Below are 26,105 nucleotides of genomic sequence, written 5' to 3' on the forward strand. Positions count from 1 at the left end.
CGACGAAAGCACGCAACCCGGCAAGGCCGGCCGCACCCCCTCGACGGCGGGCACTTTCCGTTCGTTTCCCGTGACGGTACGTCGCCGATCCGGCAGCATGAGCGCGGAGCGACGGCCAAGGCGGAGGCGAGGACGGATGTTCGACCAGCAGGCGCGGATCGAGCGGATGCTCGCGCGGCATCCCGACGCGGTGGTGGTGGAGCCGCTGCCGGGCCGCCCGGCGCTGATCCGGCGGGACGAGATCCTCGTCGCCGGGCGGGACGCCGGCGCCGCCGAGGACCTCCTGCGCCGCTGGTCCGACGCGCGGCAGGACGAGCGCGGCGTCTCCCGGCTGCGGCTGCGCGCCCCCGCGAAGGTGGACGTGTGCGAGGTCGCGGCGATGCTGGCGGCGGGCGGGCCCGGCCGGGGCGCGCGGTCCCGGCGGCTGAGCGCGGCGCCGAACCACCTCGTCCTCGGTCAGCCGATGTGGTGGAGCGGGCCCGCCGACCTGCCCCGTCCGGCCGCGCCCGTGCCGGCGCCGGAGGCCGTCCCGGCCCGACGGGAGGTGACGGTCGCGATCCTCGACACCTGGGCGTCGTCATCGACTCGCAAAACGATACTGACAGTCAGCGTTCGATGGCATAGGGTCAGCAATAAGCGGGGGGCCTCGGGAGGAGACTTCGGTGGCCCATAAGGACGGAACGGACGAGCTGGTGGTCCGGGCGCGCGGCGGCGACGGTGACGCGTGGGCCCGGCTGGTCGAGTTGCACAGCGCGCTGCTGTGGTCGATCGCCCGCTCGCACGGGTTGAACGACGCCGACGCGGGCGACGTGGTGCAGACGACGTGGCTGCGGCTGGTGGAGCGGATCGACGGGTTGCGGGACCCGGCGGCCACCGGCTGCTGGCTGGCCACCACGGCGCGGAACGAGAGCCTGCGGCTGGTGCGGCGCAGGAGCCGCGACGTGCCGCTGGTGCCGGCGCCCCGGCGGCCGGAGCCGGGCCCCGAGCGGGTCGTCGCCGACCGCGACCGGCTCGGCCGGGTCGGCACCGCGCTCGACACGCTGCCGCGCCGCTGCCGGACGCTGCTGCGGCTGTTCGCGCTGGCGCCGAGCCACGCGGAGCTGGCCGCCGCGCTCGGCATCCCGGTCGGCAGTGTGGCGCCGACCCGGGCGCGCTGCCTGGACGCGCTGCGGAGGCTCGTCCCGTGAACGACGACGAGCTGATGTCCGGGGTCCGGGACGCCTTCGAGGTCCTGGACCCCGTGCCGGCGGACGTGCTGGCGGCGGCGCGCGCGTCGATCGCGTGGCGGCTCCCCGCGGCGGTGCTGGCGGAGCCGGCGCACGACCGCAGCGGCCGGGCGGCGGCCGGGGTGCGCGGCGGGCCGGGCCGGGAGGTGACGTTCGCCTGCCCCGGCCGGGAGGTGGAGATCGAGGTGGCCGAGCACGGCCGGGAGCGGGAGATCACCGGACGGCTCGTCCCGTCCGCGCCGGCCCTCGTCGAGGTCCGGCACCGTGACCTGCCGCCGGGCGGGATCAGCGCGCGGACCGAGCCGGCCGGGCTGTTCTGCGTTCCGCGCGTCCCGGAGGGGCTGGTCAGCCTCGTGTTCCGGCTGGAGGACGGCTCCTCGATCGTGACGAGCTGGATCGACCTGTGACGGGGCGGGACGAGAGCGCCCTGCTGGCGATGGCGGCGATGGACCCGGCGACCGCGTCGGCGCGGGCGCGCGAACTGCTCGACGCGGGCGGCGGCGTCCTCGCGTTGCGGGTCGCCGGGCTGGCGGCCAAGGAGCTGGGGCGGCTGGACGAGGGCATCGCCTGCCTGGAGCGCGCCCTGCGCCTCGCCGAGGGCTATGCGGCCGCGCAGGTGCGGATGAACCTCGTCGGCCTGCTCACAGCGCGCGGTGACGTCACCCAGGCCCTCGCCCAGGCCGATGAGGCGCGACCCGTTCTGCGCGGCCGTGACGCGGACAGGCTTGCCGCGAACCAGGCATGCGCCCTGGCCCGCGCCGGACGGCTGGACGAGGCCCACGCGGTCGCTGAGGCCGCCCTGCCCCGGTTACGCGAAGGGCATGACCCTGCCGCGCTGAACGGCCTCCTCACGAACCTGGGTCTGGCGTGCGCCTTTCGCGGTGACTACGACGGCGCTGAAGAGGCCCTGGCGGAGGCCGTCGCCGTGGGCGAGGCGGCTGGGCTGCGTCATCAGACGGCCATGTCGAAGGGCAATCTGGCCTTCGCCGTGTCGCGACGTGGGGACGCCCCGCGCGCGCTTCGCCTCTTCGCAGAGGCCGAACCGGGCCTGACCGGTGAACGTCTGGCGCAGTGCCGCTTCGACCAGGCGGAGACCCTCATCATGGCGGGTCTGCCGGATGAGGCACGTCCCGTCCTGACCGCCGCCTTGGACGCGGCCATGGCGAACGGCTACGGGTGCGATGTCGCGGACGGTTTCCTGCTCCTCGCCCACGCCGAACTCGCCGACGGCAACCCGGAGGACGCCACCGCCGCGGCCGAGCACGCCCGCACCATGTTCGCCGAGCAGGAGCGCACGGGATGGATGCTGCTGGCCGAGCACGCCTTGCTCAGGGCCAGATGGGCGTCCGGTGAACGCTCCCCGGTCCTGCTCCGTTCGGCGGCGGCGACGGCCGAGCGGCTGGAGGGCGGCGGCTGGGCCGACGCCGCCGACGAGGCCCGCATCGTGGCGGCACGGGTGGCGCTGGAGCTGGGCAGGCCCGCCGGGCACCTGCTGTCCTCCGTCGGGCGTTCGCGCGGCCGTGCGTCCAGCCAGATCGCCGCCTGGCACGCCCTGGCCCTCGAACGCGCCGCCCGGCACGACCATGAGGGCGCCGTGGCCGCCGTCGACGCGGGGCTGCGGGTGACCGAGGAGCACGCGGAGGTGCTCGGCGCGCTCGACCTGCGCGCCCGCGCGGCGGGGTTCGCCGCCGAGCTGGCGGGGCTGGGCCTCGGCCTGGCCCGTTCGGCGGAGGAGCTGCTCGCCGTCGAGGAGCGGCGCCGGGCGATCGCGCGCCCGGTCCGGGTCCGCCCGCCCGCCGATCCCGAGCGCGCCGCCGCGCTGGCCGCCCTCCGCGCGCTGAGCACCGACCACACGGCCGACACCGCGCGCGGCGGCGGGCCGTCCGTGCTCGCGCCGGACATGGTGGCGCTGGAGGCGCGGATCCGGTCGCGGACGCGGCGCCGCCCGTCCGGCGCCGCGCCGCCCCGCACCGCCGATGCCGCCGAGATCGCCGCGGCGCTCGGCGGCCGGGTCCTCGTCGAGCTGGTCGAGGCCGGTGGCGAACTGCACGCCGTCACCGTCGCGGACGGCCCGCCGCACCGCCACCTCCTGGGGCCGTGCGACGGCGTCGGCCGCGAGACCGGCCTCCTCCGCTTCGCCGCGCGCCGCCTCGCCGAGCGGGACGACCCGCAGGCCCTCGCGACCCTCACCGGCGCGGCGGAGCGCCTCGACCGGCTCGTGCTCGGCCCGCTGAGCCCCGTCCTCGGCGACCGCGAGCTCGTCGTCGCACCGACCGGCGCCCTGCATGGCCTGCCGTGGGCGGCGCTGCCGTCACTGGTCGGACGGCCCTTCACGGTCGTCCCGTCCGCGAGGGCCTGGCTCCAGGCCCAGGCGGCGGCCCCTCCCGCTGGGCACACCGTTCTCGTCGCGGGCCCTGATCTGCACCACGCCGAGCGGGAGGTCGCCGCGCTCCAGCGACTCCACCCGCAGGCGCGCGTCCTGATGGGTGCGCAAGCGCGCGCGGAGACCGTCCGGGACGCTCTGGACGGCGCATGCCTCGCCCACATCGCCGCCCACGGCGAGTTCCGCGAGGGCAACGCCCTGTTCTCGCGGCTGCGCCTCGCCGACGGCCCGCTGATGGTGCACGACCTCGACGAGCTGGCCGCTCCGCCGCACCTGGTCGTGCTGTCGGCTTGCGACATCGGCCGCGCCGGGGAGGGCGACGCGGTCCTCGGCATGGCCGGCGCGCTCCTCGCCCTCGGCACCGCCACGGTGATCGCCAGCGTCGCGCCCGTCCGCGACGAGGCGACCCCGGAGTTCATGGCGGCCTTCCACGCCGCCGTGGCGTCCGGCCGCCGCCCCTCCGAGGCCCTCGCCGCGCTCCCCCGCACCCCGGCCACCACCGGCTTCCTGGCGATGGGCGCGGGGTGACGGGGCGCGGGGTGACGGGGCCGGTGGGGGCAGGGTCAGGCGTCGCCGGTCGCGACGGGGTTGGACGGGTCGCTCACCCAGTCCGACCAGGAGCCGACGTAGAGGGCGGCGGGGATGCCGGCGAGGTTGAGGGCGAGGATCTCGTGGGCGGCGGTCACCCCGGAGCCGCAGTAGGCGCCGACGTCGAGGGCGTCGGTGGCGCCGAGTTGGGCGAACCGCTCGCGCAGCAGCCCGGGCGGCAGGAAACGGCCGTCCACGCCGACGTTCCCGGACGTGGGAGCGTTCCTGGCCCCCGGAATGTGACCGGCGACCGGGTCGATCGGCTCCTGCTCGCCGCGGTACCGCTCGGCGGCGCGGGCGTCGAGCAGGACCCCGGCCTTCGCCAGCTCGGCGGCGCCCTCCGCGTCGAGCACGGGCAGTCGGCCCGGGTTGGCGATGAAGTCGCCCGGCTTCACCTCGGGGTCGGCCGTGCTCAGCCGGTGGCCCGCCTCCGTCCAGGCGCGGTAGCCGCCGTCCAGGACCCGCACCCGGTCGTGCCCGAAGTAGCGCAGCGACCACCAGACGCGGGCGGCGGAGGTGGAGTCGGCATCGTCGTACACCACGACCAGGCTGTCGTGCGACACGCCGGCGCGGCGCATGGCCGCCTCGAAGACGGCGGGCTCGGGCAGGGGGTGCCGCCCGGCGCTCCCGGGCGGGCCCGCCACATCGCGGTCGAGGTCGACGAACGCGGCACCGGGCAGGTGCCCCTTGCGGTAGGACTCGATCCCCGGCGGACCCGCCAGATGCCATCGGACGTCCAGCAGGACCACGGGCGCCTGCCGCCGGAGCAGCCGGTCCAGCGCGGGCACTTCGATGAGAGGGTGCACACGGCCAGTTTGCGCGTAAATGCCCTGATTAGGGAGGGGCGAATCCTGGTTCATCTCATATCCGCTGGGTGTCAGGGACGGGACGTGGCGAGCAGCGGCACGAGCTGCTCCGCCGGGACGAGGGAGCCGTGCATGCCGACCATCCGGTTCAGCCACGGTTCCCGCTCGGACGCGACGATCGCGAGGTCGGAGTACGGGACGGCGATCACGTCGCCGATGCGCTCGCGCATGCCGTCGCCCAGGGGGCCGAACCAGCCGTCCGCCACGGCCCGCTCGCGCGGGACGACCCAGGCGCGGTCGCCGAGCACGGCCGTCCAGGCGGCGAGGACGTCGTCGTGGGCGCCGGGCTCGCTGTAGACGTAGCGGGCGCGGGCGTCCCCGCCGAGGAGCGCGACGCCGTCCCGCAGCTCGGGGACGGTGTCGACGTCCACGCGCTCGGACGGGTCGACCATGCCGTGGTCGGCCGTCACGTACAGGGCCGTGCCGGGCGGCAGCACCGCCGCGATCTGCTGGACGAGCACGTCCACGAACCGCAGCTGGTGCCGCCAGTCGGCGGACCCGACCCCGAAGCGGTGGCCGGTGCCGTCGAGGTCTGCGTGGTACGCGGTGACGTAGGCGCGCTCACCGCGGCGCAGCGCCGCCTCGGCGCGCCCGACGAGCTGCCCCAGGCCCTCGGCGGATAGGTACTCGGCGCCGCGGGCGGTCGCGCGGCTCAGCCCCGACCGCTTGTGCTGGCGCAGCGAGACGTAGCCGACCTCGACGCCGTCCGCCGCCGCCCGCTCGTACGCGGTCGGGACCGGCTGGAACACCGCCGGATCCGGGTCGTCGTCCTTCCAGTGCAGGCAGTTCAGCAGCCGGCCGGTGCCGGGCACCGCGACCTGCAGCCCCAGCAGCCCGTGCCCGCCGGGCGGCGCACCCGTCGCCAGCGAGGCCAGGCTGGTGACCGTCGTCGCCGGGAACCCGGCCGTGATCGGGCCGCCGTCCATCGCGTTCAGGAAGGGGGCCTCGTCCGGATGCGCCCTGAGCTGCTCCCAGCCGAGCCCGTCCACGAGCAGGACGCACGCGCGCGGCAGCTCGGGCAGCCCCAGCACGTTCACCGCGCCGGGGACGCCGAGCGCCGCCAGCACCGACCCGGGAAGATCGGCGAGCGCCCCCGCCCCGTACCGAGGTACCGGAACCTCCATCACCGAGCGGTCGCCGCCGAGAGCTCCTCCGCGAACGCCAGGACCTGGGTGACCGCGTCGGCGCCGTCGGCGGCCTCGCTGACTCGCAGGGACAGGTCGTCGGCGGTGACGCTGCCGGTGTAGCCGTGGTCGGCCTCGCAGTTCTCGTCGCCGCACGTGGCGGGTTCGAGGTCGATGTGCGCGATCGCGCCCCAGCCGATGGTCAGCACGACCTCGGTGGGCGGGACGCCCGGCACGTAGGACGCGGGGTCCGGGACGACGCGGGTCACCGCGACCGACTGGACGCGTTCCAGCTTGACGGCCTCGGTGGTGGTGGACGCGTGCGGCTGGGCCATCCCCTCGCCGGGCGGGTGCTCGTCGGTGTGGCACACCAGCAGCCGGGTCGCGGACAGCACGAGCACCGTGACGTGCCGCCGCACCTCCATCGCGGGGTCGAAGGTCGCCTCGTGGTGCACGACGTAGGCGACGACGGGCTCGTCGCCGACGGCCGACTCGACCGCGTCCGCGACCAGGGCCGGGTAGTAACCGCTGCGCTCGATCGCCGTGCGCAACCCGCTTGCGGTCGCTCGGGTTTCCCTCATGGCCCCATCCTGCCCTGTCCGTGGCGGCCGCGCACATGACGGCCCGGCGCGCGGTCATTCGCGCGCCCGCGGGGTAGGTGGGGGGCATGGACGAGCATCCACTGCCGACCCCGCCGCCGGTGCCGCCGCCCACCCCGGACCCGGCCCCCACGCCGGAGCCGCCGGTGCCTCCCGAACCGCCGCCCGGCCCCTATCCGGGCCCGCCGCCGCGGCCGCCCGGGCCCGTCCCGCCGGGTCCGTCGCCCGAACCGGTCCCGCCGGGGCCGCCGCCGGAGCCCACACCGCCCGGCCCGGCGCCGGAGCCGACGCCGCCCGCGCCGCCGCCCGAGCCGATCCCGCCGGGGCCGGAGCCCGACCCCGTCCCGCCGACCCCGGAACCGCGCCCGCCCGGCCCGCCGGGCTGATCGCGGCTCGCACTCACAGGCGGCGGGGGCCCATCTCGGCGCGGGGGCCGAGGGGGCGCTCCAGCGTCAGCCTCACCGCGCGCACCGTGACGCCGCGGCCGTCCACCATGACGGGGTCCAGCTCCAGGCGCGCCACCTCGGGGAGGTCGTAGCCGAGCCGCGACGCGCGCAGCAGCAGCTGTTCGAGGGCCTTGACGTCCACGGGTTCGGCGCCCCGGTGGCCGAGCAGCAGCGGCGCCGTGCGGATCGCGCGGATCATCTCGGCGGCGTCCACGTCCGCGAGCGGGGACAGCCGGTAGGCGCGGTCGTCGAGCAGCTCGGCGGTCTCGTCGGCGATGCCGAACGAGATGAGCGCGCCGAACGAGCGGTCCTCGCGGACGACGACGCGGGTCGGCACCCCGTCCCCGCCTTCGGCGACGTCGATGCCGTAGCAGGCGAGCAGCTCCGCCGCCTTCTCGGCCGGGACGTCCACCGGGCCGCCGTCGCCGAGCCAGTCCGCGACGAGCACGCGGGCGCGGTCGCGGTCGACGTCCTCGAACACCGGCATGCGGCCGGCGGGGCGCCGCCGCCACTGCGCGTACCGGATCACGTAGGCGAGCGCGCGGACGGCGTCCTCCGGCGAGGTGTAGGACGGCACCGAGCCCTCGGCGGGCATCCCGTCCGGGCCGGGGACGCGCAGGTCGGCGGGCATGCCCTCGGTGCCCAGGTAGGTCGCGACGACGGGCTTGCCGGCGCCGGCGGCGAGCCGGAGCATCTTCTCCGGGACGCGCACGTCGTAGCCGCCGATCGTCGGCGGGGTGAACAGCGCCACGACCGCGTCCACCGTGTCGTCGGCGAGCGCGGCGGCGAGGGCGGCCTCGTAGTCGTCGGCGTCCGCGCCGGGGCCGAGGTCGATGCGCGGCCTGACCTGCAGCCCGAGCGCCACCGCCTCGTCCTGCGCGAGCAGCCCGAGCGAGTTGGAGTTGTCGATGATCGCGATGCGGTCCCCGGCGGGGAGGGGCTGGTAGGCCAGCACCTGCGCGACGTCGAACAGCTCGGCGAGGTCCTCGACCCGGATGACGCCGGCCTGCTCGAACAGCGCGCTGACCGCGTGGTCGGGCAGCGTGAGCGCGCGCGCCGCGTGCCCCAGCGGGACGCCCTGGGTGCTGCGGCCGCTCTTCACCGCGACGATCGGCTTGCGGCGGCCCAGCCTGCGCGCCAGCCGCGCGAACTTGCGGGGGTTGCCCAGCGACTCCAGGTACAGCAGGACGGCCTTGGTCGCCGGGTCCTCCTCCCAGTACTGCATGAGGTCGTTGCCGGAGACGTCCGCCCTGTTGCCCGCGGACACGAAGGTGGACAGGCCGAGGCCGCGTTCGGCCGTCCGCTGCAAGATGGCGATGCCGAGCGCACCGGATTGGGAGAAGAAACCGACCGGCCCGCGTCCCGGCATGGTCGGCGCCAGGGTCGCGTTGAGCCGCACGTCAGTGTCGGTGTTGGCGATCCCCAGGCAGTTGGGGCCCACGACACGCATTCCATACGCGCGCGCGAGGCTGACGAGTTCCTTCTGGTTGGCGCGCCCTTCCTCGCCGACCTCACCGAAGCCGGACGAGACCACGACCAGGCCCCGCACGCCCTTGGCCGCGCACTGCTCCACGACCTCGTGGACGGTGTCGGCACGGACGGCGACGACCGCGAGATCCACATCGTCCGGGATGTCCAGGACGGACGCGTACGCGCGCACCCCCGCCACGGCGACCGCCGTCGGATGCACCGGGTACACCGGCCCGCTGAAGTCACCGGACAGCAGGTTCCGCAGGACGGTCTGCCCCACGCTGTGCTCCGCGCGGCTCGCCCCGATGACCGCCACCGACCCCGGGAACAGCAGCCGCTGGATCGACCGCGACTCGGCCCGGTGCTCGCGGGCCGTCATGACCTCCAGCGAGGTGTCGGTCGGCTCCAGGTCGAGGACGAGCTCGATCACGCCCTCCTCGAACCGCTGCTCCGCCTGGTAGCCCGCCTCCCGGAACACCCGCGTCATCCGGCGGTTGTCGGGCAGCACGCTCGCCACGAACCTGCGCACGCCGCGCTCCCGCGCCGCCGCCGCGATGTGCTCCAGCAGCACCGCGCCGAGGCCGCGGCCCTGGTGCGCGTCCTCCACGAGGAACGCGACCTCCGCGGTCTCCGGCCGGTCGCTGAGCCGGTCATAGCGGACGACCGCCACCATCACCCCCGCGATCGTGGCGATCAGCGCGACACGCCGGTCGTGGTCGACGGTCGTGAAATGTTCGACGTCGCGGTCCGACAGGTGCGGGCGCGGCGAGAAGAACCGGTAGTAGATCGACTCCGGGGACAGCCGCTCGTGGAAGGAGCGCAAAAGCTCGGCGTCATCGGGCCGGATGGGACGCAGGTGGGCCGTCCCGCCGTCGCTGAGCACGACGTCGGCCTCCCACTGATCCGGGTAACGCTCGGTCACGTACCCGAGGGTAAGGCACGGACGCTCCTGGGCCCGCGCCGGGAAAAACGGTCTTCCCCGCGTTTCGCTGCGCGTTCGAGACCTTATCGGGGCTCCGGAGCTGTTACGGTCGAGCACACGTCCAGAATTGCCGCTCGCGCGGGCCGTGTTGATCGAGGTGATGACTCCATGACGCGCGTGGTCGTGGTCGGCGATCTCATGACAGACACCGTGGCGCGTGCCGCCTATCCCCTTTCCAAGGGGAGCGACACGCCCGCCGCTGTAACGACCCACGGGGGTGGCTCCGGCGCCAACGTGGCCGCCTGGCTCGCCCTGGAAGGGGTCGAGGTCGCGTTCGTCGGCCGCCGCGGCTCCGACATCGCGGGCCGGAACCGGGACATGGAGATGATGGGGTACGGCGTCGACGCCCGCCTCGTCATGGACCAGGAGCGTCCCACCGGCACGTGCGTGGTGATGGTCACGCACAAGGGCGACCGGACGATGCTGTCCGATCCCGGTGCCAACGGCGCGCTCCTCCCCGAGGACATCGAGCGCTGCAAGGACCTGTTCAACCAGGGCACGCACCTGCACCTGTCCGGCTACTCGCTGATCAACGAGGGCTCCCGGAAGGCCGCCATCCACACCCTGGACCTCGCCCGCAAGGCGCAGATGTCCGTCTCGGTGGACGGCGGCTCGTCCTCCCCGCTCAAGCGGATGGGCGCCGAGCCCTTCCTGGAGTGGACGCAGGGCGCGCGCCTGCTGGTCGTCAACGCCAAGGAGGCCGAGATCCTCACCGGCCGCGACACGCCGGAGCAGGCCGCCAAGGTGCTGACCGCCTGGTACCCGCAGGTCGTCATCAAGAACGGCGCCGACGGCGCCCTCTGGTACACCAACGGCCGGCCCGAGCCCGTCACGGTCGCCGCCGAGCCCGTCGAGAAGGTCGTCGACGGCACCGGTGCCGGGGACGCGTTCGTCGCCGGGTTCGTGCCGCCCTGGCTGGACGGCAAGCAGCCGGCCGACGCGCTCACCGCCGGCTGCCGGCTCGCGGCCCGCGCGATGAAGCACCTCGGCGCCCGCCCGACCCTCGACGTGGTCGACAACCAGATCAAGTAGCACCCGCGGACCGAGTGGCGCCCGCGCCCCGCCTCGTCGCGCTGTTCAGGCGAGCGGGGTGTAGGTGCGGACGTCCTCCTTGACGGCCGCCCAGAGCCGGTTGAGGGGATGCCCCGGCCCGTAGCGCTCCAGGTCGGCGCGGCGGACGAACGCGCCCGTCATCAGCTCGGCCTTGGGTTCCAGGTCGTCGTGCAGCCCGATGGCGCGCAGCGGCACCGCGTCGGGATCGTCCTGCGCGGCCATGCCCCGCCCGATCGACCCGGTGACGATCATGCAGCCGCGGACGAACCCGGAGCGCAGCAGCGACAGCCCGTAGTGGACGTCGTCGATGTCGGCGACGACGTTGAGGCGGTCGCGGTAGTTCGGCCCGTACCAGGTGGCGAGCAGGTCGGCGACCAGCCCGGCCGGCGGGACCACCAGCGGGACGCGCCCGAGCGCGCTGGTCGCGACGGGCCCGTCCGGCAGCTCGCTGTCCGGCAGGTTGGTCAGCAGCAGCGCCTGGCCCCGCGCGTACTCGATGACCTCGTACTCCCGCAGCCGCAGATCGCCCTCGGGGGTGCTGACGATGCTCCCGCAGACGAGGTCGACCTGCCGGTTCTCCAGCCGCGACCACACGTCCTTCGTACGGACGTGGGCGACCTTGAACTCCACCTCGCGCTGCCGGAACTCCTCCGACACCCGGTTCCAGGCCCGGGACACGATCGGCAGGGTGAACTCCGTGGTGCCCACGGTCAGCATCCGCCCGAGCCGGCGCCGGCTCAGATGAATGGACTCCAGCCATCTGTCGAACGTCATGCGCGCCAGCTCGACGGTGGCCTCGCCGGTGGGGGTGAACAGGAAGTCCTTGCCGCGCCCCTGGCGGACCGTCAGCACCTCGCCGCAGAGGTTCTGGCTGTTGCGGTTCAGGATGTCGAGCTGCTTCTGGACGCTGGACTGCTCGCGCCCCAGCAGCCGCGCGGCCCGCAGCGCGGACCCGGTCTCGTGCACCACCAGGAGCGTCCGCAGCTGGTCGAACGTCATGTCGAGCAGCCCGGACGGACCGTCCAGGAGGGCATCGAGGGTCGGTGACACGGTGAGGGACATTACTACCTGTTCGGCCGCCCGGCGGCAAATGTCCACGCGGCCAACTGACCGGGAACTGATGACATTTCCCACTGAACTTATCTAAAGATGTTCTTGCAAACAGCTGGACAGAGTTTTCTGACCTCTAGGACACTTTCGTTCGAGCCGCTCCTCGCCGCCGCCCTCCGTCCGAGCGGGCGGCGGCGTTCCGGGCGCGCCCCGGTGGTGCCGGCCACCGGGGCCGCCGCCCGGCGACCCGACTCCCGTTCGCCGCGGCACTTCTCCGCCGCGGCGCCGGGGCCGGACGCCGGTCCGTGCGCGGGGCCGCGCGCACGGGCCGGTCCGATCGTCCCGCCCGCGCCCACGGGGGCGCGCGGGCGGCCCACGATCACCCGCCCACCGCGCGCGCCCCGCCCGCGACGGCCCCGGCCGCGACGGCCCCGGCCGAACGGTGCGGAGCGCCCGGCCGCCGTTCCCGGGCCGGAGAATCGGTCGCCTTCGACCGTCCGGGCACCGATGAATCAGCGGGGGCACGAAGGTCTGTATGGACGCCGCGAGGACCGCGGCGTCCGAACCGACCGGAGGGAGCCGGCACATGCCCCGCGAAGCGCCCGCCAGTCCCCCGCACTACGACACGCCCGTGGCAGACGTGAGGGTCCGATGACGTCCCTCCAGGAGCGCCTCCAGGCCGCGGCCGATGACCTGATGGCGTCCGGTGCCGAGGTGGGCCTACAGGTCGCGGTCATCCATAACGGACGTACTGTCGCCGACGTGGTCGCCGGCAGGGCCACCCCTAGGCACGCGGTAACGCCCGACACGCTCTTCTACGCCGCCTCTACGGCCAAGGGCATGGCGTCCGCGGTGGCTCACGTGCTCGTAGAACGAGGCGAACTCACCTACGACATGCGTCTGGCCGACGTCTGGCCGGAGTTCGCCGCCCACGGCAAGGGCGAGACGACGCTCCGCCACGTCCTGCTGCACACCGCAGGCGTGCCCGCGCCCCCGTACGACACCACGGTCGCGGACCTGTGCGACTGGGACCACATGTGCGCGGTGCTCGCCGCGTCCGAACCCTGGTGGGAGCCGGGCACCCGCTTCGGCTACCACGCGCAGACGTTCGGGTTCCTGCTCGGCGAGACCGTACGCCGCGCCACCGGACGCACCCTCACGTGGTGGCTGCACGAGGCCGTCACGCGGCCGCTCCACGTCGAGGACGACGTGCACTTCGGAGTCCCCGCCGCGCACCTGCCCCGCGTCGCCCACCAGGAACCGCCGGCGGAACCGCCAGCCGAGCCGGATCCGGACGACCAGTCCCTCCCACCGGGGATCAGACCCGGCGCCGCATACGCCAACCGCCCGGACGTGCTCACCTCGGACATCCCGTCCGCCGGCACGATGACGGCCCGTGGGGCGGCCCGCGTCTACGCCGGCCTCCTGGGCCACGCCGACGGCGTCGACCTGGTCTCCCCCGCCCGCCTGACCGACATGGCGGCCGTCCACGTCGACGGCATGGACCAGGTCATGAACACGCCGGCGACCTGGGCGTTCGGGTTCAGCGACTACCGTCCCGCCCGCCCCCGCCCCGGATCGACGTTCGGCATGCCGGGCATGAACGGCTCGGCCGCCTACGCCGACATCGGCACGGGCGTGGCCGTCGCGGTGATGCGCAACCGCTTCACCCCCGACCTGACGGCGCTGACGCACATCGACCACATCATCCGCGACACCTTCGATCGGAGCGAGTGACATGCAGGATCCGACGCCCCACCTCGACGAACGCTTCAGCGACCCCGCCGCCCAGGCGACCCCCTGGGCCACCGTCCGCAAGGCCCTCGAAACCGCGCAGCTCTTCTGGATCACGACCGTCCGCGCCGACGGCCGCCCGCACGTGACGCCCCTGGTGGCGGTCTGGCTCGACGACGCCCTCCACTTCGGCACGGGCCCGGAGGAGCAGAAGGCGGTGAACCTCTCGCACAACCCCCAGGTCGTCCTCACCACCGGCTGCAACGACTGGACGCAGGGCCTCGACGTCATGGTCGAAGGCGAGGCCCGGCGCGTCACCGACCGTCCCACCCTCGAACGCCTCGCCGCCGTCTGGGCCACCAAGTGGACCGGCCAGTGGCAGTACCAGGTGGCCGACACCGGGTTCGTCCACAACGGCGGCGAGGCCCTCGTCCTGGCCGTGAAGCCGACCAAGATCCTCGCCTTCACCAAGGGCACCTTCACCCAGACCCGCTACGCCCCCTGACCGTCGCGTACTGGGGCGGGAGGAATATCGGCCAGGCAGGAGGTGTCGGGAACGCGCAGGTCGCGGATGAATCCCGTCTGGACGGCGGCCACGCAGCCGCTGGGCTCGTGTTCGGGCACGTGGCCGACGTTGGGCACCTCCACGACCGCGGCGCGGCGGAACTGGCGCGCGGCCTGCCGGCCCGTCTCGGTCGGAGTGTTGGCGTCCAGGTCGCCGGAGGTCACCAGGACGGGGACGTCGGGGAACGGCCCGCCGGTCGGCTGGCCCGTGCCGTGGCGGTCGGGCCAGCGGACGCAGGTGTTGCCCTGGTCGTAGCTCATGCTGGTCCAGGCCCGCTTGCCGAACGGCCAGTAGTCCCGCTCGGGCAGTGCGGCACGTCGGGCCGCGAACTGCCGGAGCCGGGCCGGGAGCGCCGCTGTGCGGTTCCACAGCGTCGGGTAGTCGTTGCAGACCACGGTCGCGGCCAGTTCGGGGTTGAAGGGCTGGGGGTCGTCCTGACGCAGTGAGGACCCGCTCAGCGGGGCCGTCTTCTGGGCGGCCTCGATCAGCAACGTGTTGTCGGAGCGCAGCGCGCCGCGGACCATCGCGGGGACGTCGCCGATGCCCGCGGGTGCCGTTTTGGCCAGCCCGTAGACGATGGAGGCCAGCGCGGTGTCGTCGATCCGCCGCCGCTGCCCGCCCAGCGTGTAGGGGACGGGACGGGTTCGCAGCCGCCGGGCGAGCCGCGCGGTGTCGCGAAGCACCTGGTCGCCGTCGCAGGCGCCGGCACTGCGTTCGCAGACCAGTCGCAGCGCCCGGCGCGCGGCCCGCACGTTGGGACGTCCCCACATGTCCACGGCGAGCGGGTAGGCGCTGGAGAGCACGACCGAGCGCACCCGCTCGGGGTGCCGTTTCGCGTAGACCGTCATCAGGTAGGTGCCGTAGGACTCCCCGAGCAGGTCCAGCCGCTCGATTCCCAGCTCGGCCCGGACGGCGTCGATGTCATCGGCGGTCTCGGCCGAGGTGTAGCCGCGCGCCGCAGCGCCCAGCCTCTGCCCGCACTCGCCGACCGCCCGCACGAACGCCTCACGTGTCGCGGGCAGCGAACCGAGTGCGCCGCAGCCGACCGGATCGGAGCGGTTGACCCCGCGCGGATCGACGAGCAGCAGGTCATGGTCCTTCAGCAGACCGCCGAACATCCGGGCATACGCGGAGGCGGACGCGATCGCGGAGTCGCCGGGGCCGCCGGGGTTGATCGTCACGGTCCCCTTGGCGGGCCGACCCGTATCTCGGTGCTTGATCAACGCGTAGGCCACGGTGATGTCCCCCAGGCCGGGACGGGCCCGCACCAGGGGCACCCGCACCGTCCCGCACACCGCACCCGACACGGGAACGCACTCGGCCGACGCCTTCTGCATCGTCCCGGCACGTCCCGTCGGCACGGCGACCAACCCGCCCGCCACCACCGCGGCGAGCCCGGCCACCAGCAGGCCGCTGCTCTTGGAGATCAACTTCATGCACGAAAGCCTGAACGGCACGGGATCGGCCACGCATCGTCCTGCACGGGTATCCCGCACCCCACACCTGAGAGGGAGACGGCACCACCCCTAGAGCCCGTCCCACACGCGAACGCCTCGCCGTCGCCCGCGCCACCGAGCGCACGGGCCAGCGGCAGTACCAGGTGGCCGGGGCACCGGCTTCGCGGGCTTTCACCCAAGTCCCGGCCATCGAGGCGGGCGAGCGCCCCTGATGTCCGTCCCCGGTGGCCCGTTCCGGCCGCAGGCGCGCCGCCCGGACCGGTTCGGCCGGACAATGCGGGCGTGATCGTCGCACGGGTACTCCTTCTCGCCACTGTGGCGGCGCTGGTCCTGGCACTCGGGATCGGGTTCCGGCCCGTCCACGCCGATGCCGGGTTCGGCATCGCCGACTGCGGGTCGGCGTTCCAGCCCGTCCACCCCACCGAAGACGAAGACGTCCTCTCCGACCCGACGGGCGCCATGATGGCGCTGGCGGAGGTGGCGGAGGCCAAATGCGAGGAGGCCCGCTCAGGGCCCGAGCAACTCGCGCGTGCCTGCCTGGCAGGCAGTGCGGTGCTACTGATCGCGGCAGTCGTATACGCGCGCCGACGCAGGGCCAGGCTGACGGAGCGCGAAGCCCACCACGCCTGAAGCCCATCACACCGACGCCGACCGCCTCACTCGAACCCGTTTGGGGCGGTTTCGTGGTGGCGCAGTGTGAACCAGAAGGTGGGCACCGGATTCGTACCGGGTGTGGTGTCGACCAGGTCCCAGCCGGCGAACCTGGTGCGCAACTCCTCGGCGGTGACGCCGGAGATCGGGTCGTCGAACGCCTCGGGGCCGTACCCGAACATCAGCAGCCGTGCGCCGGGGGCGGCGCGGTGGGTGAGTCCGGCGGCGTAGGCGTCGCGGCGGTGCGGCGGGATGCCGCAGTAGCAGCTCAGGTCGAAGAACAGGTCGTAGGGGCCGGGGACGTCCAGGTCATCGAGCCGGGTGGCGTCCCCGCACAGCACCCGTACCGCCGCCCCGGTCGCGGCGGCCTTGGCGCGGGCCTGGTCGACGGCCCGGTCGATCAGATCGACGGCAACGACGTCCCAGCCGTGCCGGGCGAGATATGTGGCGTTGGTCCCGGTGCCGCAGCCGAGTTCGAGGGCGCGGCCGGGTGGCAGCGCGCTGTCCCCCTCCACCAGGGCGACCAGCTCCGGCGGCGTCACTTCGGTGTCCCACGGCGGCTTGCCGGCCCGGTAGTAGCCCTCCAGTTCGCGGCGGACGGCCTCCTCTTGGTCGTGCTCCGTGCGGACATGGTCCGGGTCCGGTCGCTGAGCGGTGTTCGGCTGGTCCATCGCTTCCTCCTAGAGTAACTAGAGTGCATCTCTAGTGTTGAACTCTAGATATAGACTCGCGACATGGACACCGTCAAGCGGCCGGACAAGCGGGCCGAGCGCTCACGCCGCACCCGCGAGAAAGTCATCCAGGCGGCGCGGGAGCTGTTCCTCGCCCAGGGCTACGGGGCGACGAGCCTGCAGGAGATCGCCGACCGGGGCGGCGTGGCCGTGCAGACGATCTACTTCGTCTTCGGCAACAAGCGCACGCTGTTCAAGGACGTCGTCGACTCGTCCATCGCCGGTGACACCGAACCGGTGGCCACCATGGACCGGGAGTGGTTCCGCGCCGCCTGCGCCGCGCCCACCGCGGCCGGCCAGCTGCGCGCGCACGTCCGCGGCACCCGCGAGATCCTGGGCCGGGTGGCCCCGATCATGCCGCTGATCGCGGCCGCGGCGGCCACCGACCCGCAGATCGCCGCGCAATGGCCCGACGGCCCCGATCCGCGCTTCACCGTGCAGCACGCCGCGGCCGAGGCGCTGACCGGCAAGCCCGACGCCCGTCCCGACGTCTCCGTGGCGACGGCCGCCGACCTGCTGTTCGGGCTGCTCAGCCCACAGCTGTACCTGCTCTTCGTCCAGGACCGCGGCTGGTCACCGGACGAGTGGGAAGAGTGGGCCTGCGCCACCCTGACCACCCAACTCTGCACCAACGCCCCTGCGACAGGCCCGGACAGCCGCAGCTAGGACGACCACGCCCCACAAACCCCGTGATTACAGGTTCCCTGGGAAGCCGCGCGCCGAGCAGGCGACGCACATGGACCCGTAGACCCGTGGGCCAAGACATGCGGGTTCATCGCACTGCTCTGGAGCTCGTAGAAAACCTGACTCGCGACCCGCACCCCCAAGTATCCGAATTCGCCGGGCACGTGCTCGAGGCTTTCGGCGCCGGCGGCAATGAGCCCCGACCGGAAACTCCGCAGCTCGCTCCCGACTGGATAGGGGTCGGGGAGCGAGGCGGCGGACGTGTTGTCGTGCATGGCCGGTCGGGTCGCGCCGGCGCCGGGTCTCGGCTGGCCGTCGCGCTCGGGGTGCCGCGCCGTGCGGGGCGGCACGCTGCTTCGGGCGGGGAGCGGTGGTCAGCTGGGGGTGGCGAGGGTTAGGGGGAAGGTTGATTGGGCGCCTGCCTCCTTGAGGAGGCGGGTGGCGACGGTCATGGTCCAGCCTGTTTCTATGCGGTCGTCCACCAGGAGGATGTGGCCGGGGTTGGTTTGGAGGGCCTCGGCGAGGGGGGCCGGGACGGTCAGGCTCTGCCAGACCTGGTGGAGGCGTTGGGCGCTGTTGTGGCGGCGGGGGCCGGGGTCGCCGGCGGGGGCCAGTTCGCCCAGGTACGGGAGGCGGCCTATCTCGGCTATGCGGCGGCCGAACGTGGTGACCAGGCGCGGGCGGGAGCGGGAGCCGATCGTGACGACGCCGGTGGGGCGGGTGGCCCAGTCCCAGGCGGCGAGGACCTTGACGACGGCGTCCACCAGGTCGGCGGGGACGTCGGTGTCGTCCGCGGCGAACAGGTCGCGGAGGCGGTTGCCCCAGCCGATGTCGGTGAGGCGGCCGAGGGCGCGGCCCGTCTCGGCCTGGAGGTCGGGCTTGATGCGGCCGGAGACGCCGAGGTCGTCCTTGACACCGGTGGGCCACATGCGGCGGGGGGCGATGTCGACGCCGGGTCGGTGCAGGCGGTCGCGGGCGCGGGTCGCGCTGTCCTGGGCGACATCGGTGGGCCAGTGGCGGCCGGTGCAGTTGTCGCAGCGGCCGCAGGGGGCGGCGGCCGGGTCGTCGAGCTGGCGGCGCAGGTACTCCTCGCGGCAGCCCGTGGTGGCGATGTAGTCGAGCATCGCCTGCTGCTCGCGGCGGCGTTCGGCGGTGACGCGCTCGTAGCGTTCGCGGTCGTAGGTCCAGGGGCGGCCGGTGGACGTCCAACCGCCCTTGACGCGGCGGGCCGCGCCGTCCACGTCGAGGACCTTGAGCATCATCTCCAGGCGCGCCCGGGTGAGGTCGACCATCGGTTCGAGGGCGCCGGTGGACAGCGGGCGGTCGGTCGAGTCGAGGACCTCCAGGGTGGTGCGGACCGTCTGCTCCGGGGGGAACGCCAGGCTGGCGAAGTAGGCCCAGATGTCGCGGTCCTCCCGGCCGGGGAGGAGGATGACCTCGGCGCGGTCGACGCCGCGGCCGGCGCGGCCGATCTGCTGGTAGTAGGCCACCGGGGACTGCGGCGCGCCCATGTGGACGATGAAGCCGAGGTCGGGCTTGTCGAAGCCCATGCCGAGGGCGCTGGTCGCGACGAGGGCCTTGAGCTTGTTGTCCTGGAGGTCCTGCTCGGCCTGAAGGCGTTCGGCCTGCTCGGTCTGGCCGGAGTAGGCGGCGACCTCGTGGCCCCGGTCGCGGAGGTAGCCGGTGATCTCGTGGGCGGCGGCGACGGTGAGCGTGTAGATGATGCCGGAGCCGGGCAGGTCGGCGAGGTGCTCGCCGAGCCAGGCGATGCGCTGCTCGGCGGTGGGGAGCGCGGCGACGGCGAGGTGCAGCGACTCGCGTTCCAGCGGGCCGCGCAGGACGAGGGCGTCGTCGCCGGCGAGCTGCTCGGCGACGTCCTGGGTGACACGGGCGTTGGCGGTCGCGGTGGTGGCGAGGACGGGGATGCCGGGCGGCAGCTCGGCGAGCAGGGTGCGCAGCCGCCGGTAGTCGGGGCGGAAGTCGTGGCCCCAGTCGGAGATGCAGTGCGCCTCGTCGACCACGACGAGGCCGGCCCCGGCGGCGAGCTTGGGCAGGACGAGGTCGCGGAAGTCGGGGTTGTTGAGCCGCTCGGGGCTGACGAGCAGCACGTCGACCGCGCCCGCCTCGACCTCGGCGAAGATCTGCTCCCAGTCGCCGGTGTTGGACGAGTTGATCGTGCGGGCGTGGATGCCGGCCCGGTCGGCGGCCTCGATCTGGTTGCGCATCAGCGCCAGCAGCGGCGAGACGATCACGGTGGGGCCGGCGCCGCGCTCGCGGAGCAGCCGGGTCGCGACGAAGTACACGGCCGACTTGCCCCACCCGGTGCGCTGCACGACCAGGGCGCGGCGCCGGTCGACGACGAGCGCGCTGATCGCCGTCCACTGGTCGTCGCGGAGCCGCGCGTGATCGCCGGCGAGGGCGCGCAGGCAGCGCTCGGCATCGTCCCGGAGGCCGTCTGAAGTGCTCATGTGTCCTTGGTACCAGCGCCGCGGAAGACACCGCACCAGAAACGCGTTCTGTGGAAAAGGTGGGTGGGAGCCGCAGCGTTGCAGCCGCGAGTGCGTGGGTAGCCTGCCAGTCAAGATCGGGTGACGGGGCAGGGAAGGGGCACGAGCGGGGGAAATGCGCGCTGCTGAACGTTTGCGGCGGACCTGGCAGGTCCTGATGGACGGGCATCCCCCGGAACCGCCTGAGGAAGAGCCTGGAGAGACCGTCGACCCGCGTGCCGTCGACCTCGTCCTGCGTGTCGGTGAACTGCTGCTGGCGAGCGGTGAGACCACCGAGCGCGTCAACGAGGCGATGCTCAGCCTGGCGGTCGCCTATGAGCTTCCCCGGTGCGAGGTCCAAGTCACGCTGACGAGCCTTCTGGTGTCGGCCCACCCGGGCTTGGGAGCGCCTCCGGTGACGGGGACGCGGGCCATCCGGCGCCGTACCCCGGCCTACTGGCGCCTCACGGCGCTGCATCAACTCGTCCAGGACGCGTCCATCGGAATGTTGGAGCTGGAGGATGCCCACAAGCGCCTCGCGGAGATCAAAAGGGGGCGTCCTCCGTATCCGGCGTGGCTGATCGTCGTGTCGCTGGGGCTCATCGCCGCGTCGGGCAGTGTGCTGTCCGGCGGCGGGCCGCTCGTGGCGACGACCGCGTTCATCGCCACGGTGCTCGGTGACCGCACGGCCGCGGCGCTGGCGCGGCGCGGCATCGCGGAGTTCTTCCAGCTGACGGTGGCCGCCGCGATCGGGGCGGGCGCCGCGGTCATCGTGGTGGCCCTCGGCAGCCCGAAGGACGCCTCCACGATCGTCACGGGCGCGATCCTGGCGCTGCTGCCGGGACGCCCGCTGGTCGCCAGCATCCAGGACGGCATCACCGGCGACCTGGTGAGCGCCGGGGCGCGGGTGCTGGAGGTCTTCTTCATGATCGCGGCGATCGTCGCCGGGCTCGGCGCGGTCGTCTACCTCGCGGTCAACCTGGACGTGCCGATCGACGTCAAACACCTGCCCACGCCGGCGGCGGAGCTGCGGCCGGTCGCGGTGATCGCGGCCGCGGCCATCTCCGTGACGTTCGCGGTGTCCCTTGCGGCGCCCAAGGAGGTCCTGCTGGCGGCGGCCCTGGGCGGAGCGCTCATCTGGGTGCTGTACGTCCTGTCGCGCGGATGGAGCATTCCCCCGGTGCTGGCGGCGGCGGTGGCCGCCACTGTCGTCGGTGTGGCGGCGAACTGGCTTGCTCGAAGAAACCAGCAACCCGTCATGCCCTACGTGGTCCCGGCCATCGGCCCTCTGCTGCCCGGGACCGCGCTCTACCGCAGCATGGTGGAGCTCAACACGGGCTCGCCGAACACCGGTGTGCTGAGCCTCATCGGGGCGGTGTCCGTGGCGCTGGCCTTGGGCGCCGGCGTGAACCTCGGTGGTGAGCTGGTCCGCGCGTTCCAGCGCGTCGGCCTCGGCGCGTCCGGACGGTGGGCCCGTCCCGCGGCCCGCCGCACGCGCGGTTTCTGAGCCCTCGTTCTGTCGGTGGCGGACGTTACGTTCGCGGCATGTACCGACAGGGAGACATCCTGATCCTGCCCGTGCCCGAGGAGGCGGTCCCGCAGTCCGCGCGCGACCTGCCGCCCGCTCCGCGCGACGGCCGGGGACGCATGGTGCTGGCCCTCGGCGAGGCCACCGGGCACGCGCACGCGCTGACCGCCCCGGGCTCGCTGCTGCGCACCCCCGATCCGCTCGCCCCGGACCATCTGCACCTGCCGTCCGGCGGGCGGCTGGTACATGAGGAGCACGCTGCGATCACGCTGCCCAAGGGGTGGTACCGGGTGGTCCGCCAGCGCGAGTACGTGCCCGGCGCCGTGCGCGTCGTGGCGGACTGAGGGGGCGGGATGGTCACCGGAACCTTGCGCGAGGCCCATTTCGTGGTCGGCGACTGGCAGGCGGCGGCGTTCGGCACCGGCTCCGCAGACCGTGCGCTGGCCGAGGCCGGGGTCGCCTCCGCCTACGCCTCCGCGGGCCTGCCCGCCCCTGAACGGTACGTGTGGGTCCCCTCCCCCGCGCGCGGCGCCGTCGCGGCGGCCGTCATCGCGGGGCACGGCGACGCGCTGAAGGCGGCGGGGCTGGACGGGCTGGTCGAGCAGGCCCGCACCGACCTCGGTGAAGGGCCGGCGGGCGGGAGCGTCCTCGCGGACGTCCGCACCCGCCCCTGGGAGGCGATGCGTGCGGCGGCCTGCTCCGAACAGGGGCCGGAGCAGTGGCCGCGCACGTGGGCCGAGACGGGCGGCCTCCTGTGGGACCAGGTCCAGTCGCTGGTCACGCGGGTGCGCGCCGCCGTCGGCGAGCAGGCCCATGCCCGTTCGCTCGCGGCCGGGAACCGGCTCCCCGCCCCCGACGAGGAGCAGGTGGCGTCCCTGCTGCGCGCCGCCACTCTCGACGCCGTACTGGGCCAGCACGACGCGCCGTGGCTGGCGCTGTTCGAGTCGCTCGGACGCCTGGACGGGCCCCTGGCGGGCCTCGCCGAGGTCGCCCGTACGGCGGGCTGGTGGTGGCCCTACGAGCGGCTGGTGATCCTGTCGGAACGCCCGAGCGAGCTGCACCGCGACGAGCCCGGCCGGCTGCACCGCGGTGACGGCCCCGCCCTCGCCTACCCGGACGGGTTCGCGCTGCACGCCTGGCGCGGCATGCCGATCCCGCCCGATTTCGTGGCCTCGCTGGCGGGGCTGACGGCCGACCGCATCTCCTCCGAGGCGAACGCCGAGCTGCGCCGGGTCATGCTGGAGGTCTTCGGATACGACCGCTACCTGGCCGAGACGGGCGCGCGTCCCCTGCACCAGGACGAGACGGGCGTCCTGTGGTCCATCGAGCTGCCCGGCGACGAGCCGGTGGTCATGGTCGAGGTGGTCAATTCCACGCCCGAACCGGACGGGACGTACCGCACCTACTATCTGCGCGTCCCGCCCGGCACCAGCACGGCGCGCGCGGGCGTCGCCTGGACGTTCGGTGTGGACGAGGCCGACTACCACCCTGAGAAGCAGACCTGAGCCCGCGGGCGTCCCTTGGTCGCACTTCCCCAGTCACCAAGGGACGCCCGTCCTCACCGTTCCAGCAGGGCCGGGATCCGTTCCAGGACGCCGCCGGCGAAGGTGTCGTAGAGGCCCAGTGGCTCCAGGTGGACGTAGCCGATGTGGCAGTCGCAGACGTCGAGCGGGCACGGGCGCGGGGCCAGCGCGTCCCGGAACGTGCCGTCGTACAGGTTGCCCAGCACGGCCGGGACGAAGTGGCAGCGGCGCACTGTGCCGTCACCGTCTACGGACACCACCGTGTCCCCTGTGCGGCAGGGGAGGCCGCGGCTGGCGTGCGGGCGGCGGCTGAGCGGGAAGAGCGGGTCGATCTCGGCCCAGGAGGCGGCTTCGGCGTCGTCGTAGGCGCGGCCCTCGGCGGCGTTGACCCACAGGTAGGTGCCGGTGGGCAGGTCGGCGCGCAGGCGGCGGGCGGCGTCGAGGTGTTCGGGCTGCCCGACGATGCCGACGCTGTACCGGACGCCGCGCTCCGCCAGGTCCCGGCACTTCCCTAGGAAGCGCTCATAGGGAACCTGGCCGGGATGGTAGGTCGCCCAGAGCGCGAGCCGGGTGAGGTCGGCGTCGGCCGTCCACGACACGCGGTGGCTGAGGTTGGTCTGGATCGCGACCCGTTCGACGTGCGGGAGATGGCTCAGCGTGGTGAGCGCCTGCCGGTACCAGGAGCGCACCAGGCCCTCCCCCCAGGGCGTGAACAGGACGGAGACGGGGTGCCCGCAGCCGGCGACCCATTCCGTGAAGCGTTCGAGGGCTGCGCGGTCGGCGCGCAACTGGTCCGGTGTGTCGCGGCGCTTGGCGAAGGGGCAGTACGGGCAGTCGTAGTCGCAGCTCGCGAGCGGCCCCCGGTAGAGGATCGTGAGGTGCCGCCCCATCAGCGCGCCTCGTAGGAGTCCATGAGGCCCTGCACGCCGGACGAGAAGAGAGCGGGGCCGATGGCGTCGGAGTAGGCGAGCCCTTCCGGTGTGAGCCGCACCGTGGTGTCGGACGTCTCCAGCCATCCGCGCTCACCGAACGATGCGAAATCGGCCGCGAAGTCGTCCAGTGGGTCGGTGTCGAAGCGCGCGCGGTACGCGGCCCTGTCGACTCCGGCGGTCTGGAGCAGGGACTGGAGCAGATGGCGGCGACGTTGCTCGTCGCCGTCCAAGGTGAACCCGACACGGGCGGTGCTGAAGTCGGTCTCGCTCACGTAGGAGTCGATGATGGAGCGCACCTGGCCGGCGCCCACCGCGTACTCGAACGAGTAGTGCAGGCGGGAGGTGTAGGAGCGGGCTCCGCAGCCGAGCCCGACCATGCCGTCCGTCTGGCAGCAGTACTCGGTGCCGTTGCCGGTGTCTCCGCGTAGCCGGAACATGCGCATCGACACCTGCTCGTAGCCTTCGGCAAGAAGGTGGTCTCGGCCGATGCCGTACAGGGTGAGGCGCTGGTCGTCCCAGTCTTGGGCGCGGCGTCCCAGACCCGTCAGCGGACGGACGTAGAGGGGATACAGGTAGACCTCCTCTGGACGCCAGGCGAGAGCGGCGTTCAGGGAGTGCAGCCATGTCGCGGGCGTCTGGCCGTCGATGCCGTAGATGAGGTCGATGTTGAGGGTCGGGAAGCCCACGGCCCTGATGCGGTCCAGCGCGGCCTCCACCTCGGCGCGCTTCTGGGGCCGGACGGCCGCGCGCGCCTCCTCGTCCAGGAAGCTCTGCACGCCGATGGAGATGCGGGTCGTTCCGCGTTCGGCGAGGACGGTCAGCCGGTCGGTGGTGGCGGTGGCCGGGGACGTCTCCACGCCGAGCGGGGCCGACCCGAAGCCCTTGAAGCGTCCGGCGATGTCGCAGAGGCGCTCCAGCTCCGGGGCGGTGAGGTAGGTCGGTGTGCCGCCGCCGAACGCGGCCGTGGCGAAGGCAGGGCCGTCCAGGGCGTCCAGTACGGCGGTCGCCTGACGGTCGAGGGCGTCCAGGTAGGCGCCGGTCAGTTCTTCGGGCGCGCCCGTTCGGGTGAAGAGGTTGCAGAAGCCGCACCGCATCTCGCAGAAGGGCACGTGGAGGTACAGGAAGAGCGAGTCGAGCGGCTCCCCCGCCCACACGCCGCGCAGCGGAGGCGACGGGTTCAGCGGACGGTAGGCGGTCTTGTGCGGGTACGCGTACACGTATCCCTGGTAAGGCTTCACGGTAGAACGAACTCCCCGTACGGAACGGTCCAGACGACCTCGTGGCCGATGCGGTGCCCGGTGTGGCCGTCCTCGCCGTAGGCCGTTCCGTGGTCGGAGCAGACGATGACGAGGCAGGGGCGGCGCATCAGCGCGAAGAGGCGTCCGATGTGGGCGTCGACATGGCGGAGGGCGGCGGCGTGGCTGGCGCGCGTGTCGCCGTCGTCCCGGGTGGCGCCGGGCAGGTAGAACCAGTTGGGCTGGTGCAGCGACGCGACGTTCATCAGCAGGAACAGCCGCCGGTCGGCCGGCAGCCGCGCCATGGTCTCGGCGACGCGGTCGATCTGGTTGGGCAGGGCCTCGGGGTCGGTCACGCCGAACGCGGGCTCCCAGTGGCTCTCGGCGAACAGCGCCGGCAGCGCCGACCCGAGCGGCGTCAGCTTGTTGAAGAACCCGACGCCGCCCACGCAGACGGTGTGGTAGCCGGCTGCGGCGAGCCCGGACGGCAGGTCGGCGGCGTCGAACGTCCACGTGTGTGGCGCGGTGGTCTCGCTGCCCGGGAACGCCCCCGCGAAGAGGCGCGGGTGCGGCCCAGGGGACGCAGGGGTCGGCATGAACCCGGCCAGCATCGCGGCGTGCGCCGCATAGGTGAAACTGCCCGGCGTGTGGCGGCGCTCCCAGCGGCCCCCTGGGAGCAGCCCGGCGAGCGTAGGCGTCTCCCCTGCCGCCGCCAGTTCGGCGGCCACGTCGTAGCGCAGGGTGTCGAGAGTCACCAGCAGCAGATCGTGAGTGCCGACGATGGCGTTCATG

General features: G+C 73.6%; 24 protein-coding genes. 13 read left to right on the forward strand and 11 right to left on the reverse strand.

Going from position 1 to position 26,105, the window contains the following annotated elements; genetic code table 11:
• Window positions 1-136 precede the first annotated feature (136 nt).
• Genes HUT06_RS30755 through HUT06_RS30770 form a run of 4 tightly spaced genes read left to right on the forward strand, consistent with a single transcriptional unit; the run spans window position 137 to window position 4,137 of the window.
• Complete coding sequence (locus HUT06_RS30755; RefSeq protein WP_176198901.1) at window positions 137-673, forward strand: hypothetical protein; 537 nt, start codon at window positions 137-139, stop codon at window positions 671-673.
• The gene (locus tag HUT06_RS30760; RefSeq protein ID WP_176198902.1) at window positions 663-1,187 is read left to right on the forward strand and encodes an RNA polymerase sigma factor; all 525 of its coding nucleotides are present in this window, start codon (window positions 663-665) and stop codon (window positions 1,185-1,187) included. The genes HUT06_RS30755 and HUT06_RS30760 overlap by 11 nt, the downstream gene beginning before the upstream one ends.
• Entirely contained in the window at window positions 1,184-1,633 is a 450-nt protein-coding gene (locus HUT06_RS30765; RefSeq protein WP_176198903.1) for a hypothetical protein, read from the forward strand. The genes HUT06_RS30760 and HUT06_RS30765 overlap by 4 nt, the downstream gene beginning before the upstream one ends.
• Window positions 1,630-4,137 carry a CHAT domain-containing protein gene (locus HUT06_RS30770; protein WP_254715472.1) on the forward strand — a complete coding sequence of 836 codons (2,508 nt, stop codon included), beginning with the start codon at window positions 1,630-1,632 and terminating at the stop codon, window positions 4,135-4,137. Before HUT06_RS30765 ends, HUT06_RS30770 begins: the two co-directional genes overlap by 4 nt.
• A gap of 35 nt (window positions 4,138-4,172) precedes the next feature.
• Here HUT06_RS30770 and HUT06_RS30775 read toward each other — a convergent pair whose 3' ends face one another.
• From HUT06_RS30775 to HUT06_RS30785, 3 genes are all read right to left on the reverse strand, one after another.
• Window positions 4,173-5,003, reverse strand: a complete 831-nt coding sequence (locus tag HUT06_RS30775) for a sulfurtransferase (RefSeq protein ID WP_254715473.1) — start codon at window positions 5,001-5,003, stop codon at window positions 4,173-4,175.
• Window positions 5,004-5,074: 71 nt separating this feature from the next.
• Complete coding sequence (locus HUT06_RS30780) at window positions 5,075-6,187, reverse strand: alkaline phosphatase family protein (RefSeq protein WP_176198905.1); 1,113 nt, start codon at window positions 6,185-6,187, stop codon at window positions 5,075-5,077.
• A complete protein-coding gene (locus HUT06_RS30785; RefSeq protein WP_089327551.1) occupies window positions 6,187-6,768 on the reverse strand; it encodes a DUF5998 family protein in 582 nt (193 codons plus the stop codon). The genes HUT06_RS30780 and HUT06_RS30785 overlap by 1 nt, the downstream gene beginning before the upstream one ends.
• 86 nt (window positions 6,769-6,854) lie before the next feature.
• Between HUT06_RS30785 and HUT06_RS30790 the strand changes: the two genes are divergently transcribed.
• Complete coding sequence (locus tag HUT06_RS30790; RefSeq protein WP_176198906.1) at window positions 6,855-7,172, forward strand: hypothetical protein; 318 nt, start codon at window positions 6,855-6,857, stop codon at window positions 7,170-7,172.
• A 13-nt stretch (window positions 7,173-7,185) separates the two neighbouring features.
• Here HUT06_RS30790 and HUT06_RS30795 read toward each other — a convergent pair whose 3' ends face one another.
• The gene (locus tag HUT06_RS30795) at window positions 7,186-9,624 is read right to left on the reverse strand and encodes a GNAT family N-acetyltransferase (protein WP_176198907.1); all 2,439 of its coding nucleotides are present in this window, start codon (window positions 9,622-9,624) and stop codon (window positions 7,186-7,188) included.
• A gap of 168 nt (window positions 9,625-9,792) precedes the next feature.
• On the opposite strand from HUT06_RS30795, the gene HUT06_RS30800 reads away from it, so the two are divergent.
• Window positions 9,793-10,716, forward strand: coding sequence for a carbohydrate kinase family protein (locus HUT06_RS30800; RefSeq protein WP_176198908.1), 924 nt, complete (start codon window positions 9,793-9,795; stop codon window positions 10,714-10,716).
• A 45-nt stretch (window positions 10,717-10,761) separates the two neighbouring features.
• On the opposite strand, the gene HUT06_RS30805 is transcribed toward HUT06_RS30800, so the two are convergent.
• A complete protein-coding gene (locus tag HUT06_RS30805; protein WP_217711530.1) occupies window positions 10,762-11,787 on the reverse strand; it encodes a LysR family transcriptional regulator in 1,026 nt (341 codons plus the stop codon).
• 651 nt (window positions 11,788-12,438) lie between these two features.
• On the opposite strand from HUT06_RS30805, the gene HUT06_RS30810 reads away from it, so the two are divergent.
• Both HUT06_RS30810 and HUT06_RS30815 read left to right on the forward strand, forming a co-directional pair.
• A complete protein-coding gene (locus HUT06_RS30810) occupies window positions 12,439-13,524 on the forward strand; it encodes a serine hydrolase (RefSeq protein ID WP_176198909.1) in 1,086 nt (361 codons plus the stop codon).
• Window position 13,525: 1 nt separating this feature from the next.
• On the forward strand, window positions 13,526-14,026 hold the full coding sequence (locus HUT06_RS30815; protein WP_176198910.1) for a pyridoxamine 5'-phosphate oxidase family protein: 501 nt from the start codon (window positions 13,526-13,528) through the stop codon (window positions 14,024-14,026).
• On the opposite strand, the gene HUT06_RS30820 is transcribed toward HUT06_RS30815, so the two are convergent.
• On the reverse strand, window positions 14,014-15,522 hold the full coding sequence (locus HUT06_RS30820; RefSeq protein ID WP_176198911.1) for an alpha/beta fold hydrolase: 1,509 nt from the start codon (window positions 15,520-15,522) through the stop codon (window positions 14,014-14,016). The two genes, HUT06_RS30815 and HUT06_RS30820, sit on opposite strands and share 13 nt — an antisense overlap.
• 303 nt (window positions 15,523-15,825) lie before the next feature.
• Between HUT06_RS30820 and HUT06_RS30825 the strand changes: the two genes are divergently transcribed.
• Window positions 15,826-16,173 (forward strand): hypothetical protein, encoded by a 348-nt coding sequence (locus HUT06_RS30825; protein ID WP_176198912.1) that lies wholly within the window; start codon window positions 15,826-15,828, stop codon window positions 16,171-16,173.
• A 26-nt stretch (window positions 16,174-16,199) separates the two neighbouring features.
• Here the strand turns inward: HUT06_RS30825 and HUT06_RS30830 are convergent, their stop codons facing one another.
• Window positions 16,200-16,865: a methyltransferase domain-containing protein gene (locus HUT06_RS30830; protein ID WP_176198913.1), complete on the reverse strand. Its 666-nt coding sequence runs from the start codon at window positions 16,863-16,865 to the stop codon at window positions 16,200-16,202.
• A gap of 63 nt (window positions 16,866-16,928) precedes the next feature.
• Here HUT06_RS30830 and HUT06_RS30835 point away from each other — a divergent pair, with 63 nt between their 5' ends.
• Window positions 16,929-17,591 (forward strand): TetR/AcrR family transcriptional regulator, encoded by a 663-nt coding sequence (locus tag HUT06_RS30835; RefSeq protein WP_176198914.1) that lies wholly within the window; start codon window positions 16,929-16,931, stop codon window positions 17,589-17,591.
• A gap of 392 nt (window positions 17,592-17,983) precedes the next feature.
• Here HUT06_RS30835 and HUT06_RS30840 read toward each other — a convergent pair whose 3' ends face one another.
• A complete protein-coding gene (locus HUT06_RS30840) occupies window positions 17,984-20,077 on the reverse strand; it encodes an ATP-dependent DNA helicase RecQ (RefSeq protein WP_176198915.1) in 2,094 nt (697 codons plus the stop codon).
• Window positions 20,078-20,231: 154 nt separating this feature from the next.
• Between HUT06_RS30840 and HUT06_RS30845 the strand changes: the two genes are divergently transcribed.
• From HUT06_RS30845 to HUT06_RS30855, 3 genes are read left to right on the forward strand one after another with little or no spacing between them, the layout of a single operon-like run.
• Entirely contained in the window at window positions 20,232-21,602 is a 1,371-nt protein-coding gene (locus HUT06_RS30845; RefSeq protein ID WP_254715474.1) for a threonine/serine exporter ThrE family protein, read from the forward strand.
• Between the two features lie 38 nt (window positions 21,603-21,640).
• Window positions 21,641-21,967 (forward strand): hypothetical protein, encoded by a 327-nt coding sequence (locus HUT06_RS30850; RefSeq protein WP_176198916.1) that lies wholly within the window; start codon window positions 21,641-21,643, stop codon window positions 21,965-21,967.
• 9 nt (window positions 21,968-21,976) lie between these two features.
• On the forward strand, window positions 21,977-23,128 hold the full coding sequence (locus HUT06_RS30855) for a DUF6745 domain-containing protein (RefSeq protein ID WP_176198917.1): 1,152 nt from the start codon (window positions 21,977-21,979) through the stop codon (window positions 23,126-23,128).
• A 53-nt stretch (window positions 23,129-23,181) separates the two neighbouring features.
• Here the strand turns inward: HUT06_RS30855 and HUT06_RS30860 are convergent, their stop codons facing one another.
• From HUT06_RS30860 to HUT06_RS30870, 3 genes are read right to left on the reverse strand one after another with little or no spacing between them, the layout of a single operon-like run.
• Window positions 23,182-24,036 (reverse strand): STM4011 family radical SAM protein, encoded by an 855-nt coding sequence (locus tag HUT06_RS30860; protein WP_176198918.1) that lies wholly within the window; start codon window positions 24,034-24,036, stop codon window positions 23,182-23,184.
• Window positions 24,036-25,316, reverse strand: a complete 1,281-nt coding sequence (locus HUT06_RS30865) for an STM4012 family radical SAM protein (protein ID WP_254715475.1) — start codon at window positions 25,314-25,316, stop codon at window positions 24,036-24,038. The genes HUT06_RS30860 and HUT06_RS30865 overlap by 1 nt, the downstream gene beginning before the upstream one ends.
• Window positions 25,313-26,104 (reverse strand): STM4013/SEN3800 family hydrolase, encoded by a 792-nt coding sequence (locus HUT06_RS30870; protein WP_176201739.1) that lies wholly within the window; start codon window positions 26,102-26,104, stop codon window positions 25,313-25,315. The genes HUT06_RS30865 and HUT06_RS30870 overlap by 4 nt, the downstream gene beginning before the upstream one ends.
• Window position 26,105: the final 1 nt, after the last annotated feature.

The sequence above is a fragment of the Actinomadura sp. NAK00032 genome (assembly GCF_013364275.1).
Classification (GTDB): Bacteria; Actinomycetota; Actinomycetes; order Streptosporangiales; family Streptosporangiaceae; genus Spirillospora.